Consider the following 2,073-nt stretch of genomic DNA (forward strand, 5'->3'; position numbering starts at 1 on the left):
ATCTCGGGCTGGTCGAGCAGCACCGCCTCGATCTCGCCGAGCTCGATGCGGTAGCCGCGGATCTTCACCTGGGTGTCGATGCGGCCGTTATACTCGATCTCGCTTTGGTCGTTGATGCGGCCAAGGTCGCCGGTGCGGTAGATGCGCTTGGACGGGTTGTTCGGCAGGCCGACGAAATCGGCGATGAATTTCTGTTCGGTCAGGTCGGGCCGGTTGAGATAGCCGACCGCGAGCCCGATGCCGGCAATGCCGATCTCGCCCAGTTCGCCCGGCTCGGCAAGCTGCGGCAGCGAAGCGTCGAGGATGACGATCGAGTAGGTCGGCAGCGGCGCGCCGATGGTGACGGGACTGTCCGGCGTCAGCGCGCCCATGGTGGCGGTGACGGTCGCCTCGGTCGGGCCGTAGGTGTTCAGGATCTGCCGCCCCGGCTTCGACCAGCGCGCCACCAGATTGTGCGGACAGGCCTCGCCGCCCACCAGCAGCGTGCGCAGGCTGGGCACATCCGATGTCATCGACGACAGCAGCGTCGGGCTGCAGGCGATGCAGGTGATGTCATGGAGCCGCAGGAAATCGGCGAGTTCCTCGCCCACCAGCGGCATCTGGCCAGGAGCGGGCACCACCGTCGCGCCGGCGACGAACGGCACCCAGATCTCTTCGGAGGAAAAGTCGAAGGCGATCGTCATGCCCTGGTAGACGCGGTCGCCCGGCCGGTAGCCGTAGGAGGCGGCGGCGACGCGGATGAAATTGACGAAACTCTGGTGCTTGATGACCACGCCCTTGGGCTTGCCGGTGGTGCCCGACGTGTAGAGGATGTAGCAGGTGTCGTCCGCTGAAGCGGCCTTCGCATGCGGCTGCAGCGGCGCGTTGGATTGTCTGGAGATTTCGGCAGCAGTGCTGTCGATCAGCAGATGCGGGACCGGCAGCTGGCCGGCGCGCGACGCATAGGCGGCGATGGTGACGATCAGGCTGACGCCGGCGTCTTCGATGATGAGCGCCATCCGCTCCTCGGGAAAGGCGGTCGCCAGCGGCACGAAGGCAGCGCCCGCCTTCATCACGGCGAGCAGCGCGACATAGGTCTCCGCCGAGCGGTCGAGGATGAGCCCGATGCGGTCGCCCGGCTTCACGCCGCGCTTGATCAGCAGGCGGGCGAACTGGTTTGCCCGCCTGTCCAGCTCCCGATAGGTCCAGACACGCCCGTCGGAGATCACCGCCGGCAGCGCTGCGAACATCTCGGCAAGCTGTTCGAAGACGGTGTCGAGCCGCTCGCCGGGCAAGCCTTGGCGGGCAAAGTCGGCGCCCGTCAGGATTTGCCCGCGCCTGGCTGTCGCGGGAGCCGTTCTTACCAGCGCATCGACACCTGCCGGGCCGCTTTCCAGCCCCGATCGTTCCGCGTCCAGTTCGGCGACATCGACACCGTGATCCATTTCCATACTTTCCCGTCCAGGCCGGGCATTGCCCGGCACGGCCATTTTTCCAGTTGTTGTGGGATGCTTATGCCATCCGATCTTTTCGGCAGTTTTTCCGAACTGTTGAATATTGTTTCTGAACTGTGTCTGGGCGGGGTTTTGAGCCTCCCTTGGCGGCTGCGCCCGGCGGCAACGCCGGCGCGCGCGCCAGCGTTTTTCTGGAACCAGCCTTGAGGCCCCGCATTCTATGAGCAGGGACTGAAGGAGCGTGTCGTGAAAGCGGTTTTGGGACTGGTCTGCGGCTTCGTGCTGACCCTTGCGGTCTTCGGCAGCGGACTGGGCTTCGCCGCCTGGCTGCTTGCCGCAAAGCCGCCGCGCCAGGCAACGGCCACCGTCAGCGTGGCGGAGCTGTGGACCAAGAAGGCGCGGCCGGTGAACAAAGCCGGGCAGGGCCTCGAACGCCTGCCGGCCGCCCAGCCGGCGCCGCCCGACATCCCCGCCAAACCGCCGGAAACGCCGCCCGACCCGACGGTCACCGGCGCCATCGCGCCCAAGGCAACCGACCTGCCGCGTCCGCATCTCGCCTGGTGCGCCAGCCGCTATCGCTCCTACCATCCGGACGACAACAGTTATCTCTCCTACAGCGGGCAGCTGCGCCCCTGCATCT

2 protein-coding genes are annotated in these 2,073 nt (G+C 66.5%); one reads left to right on the forward strand and one right to left on the reverse strand.

Annotated elements, in window-relative coordinates; translation table 11 throughout:
- On the reverse strand, positions 1-1,430 hold a 1,430-nt coding region (locus tag EN994_RS28740), incomplete at its 3' end, for an amino acid adenylation domain-containing protein (RefSeq protein WP_127308021.1).
- A gap of 249 nt (positions 1,431-1,679) precedes the next feature.
- On the opposite strand from EN994_RS28740, the gene EN994_RS28745 reads away from it, so the two are divergent.
- Positions 1,680-2,073: BA14K family protein (locus EN994_RS28745; RefSeq protein WP_164746292.1), on the forward strand; the 394-nt coding region annotated here is incomplete at its 3' end.

Source organism: Mesorhizobium sp. M7A.F.Ca.CA.002.09.1.1 (assembly GCF_003998555.1).
GTDB lineage: Bacteria > Pseudomonadota > Alphaproteobacteria > Rhizobiales > Rhizobiaceae > Mesorhizobium > Mesorhizobium ciceri.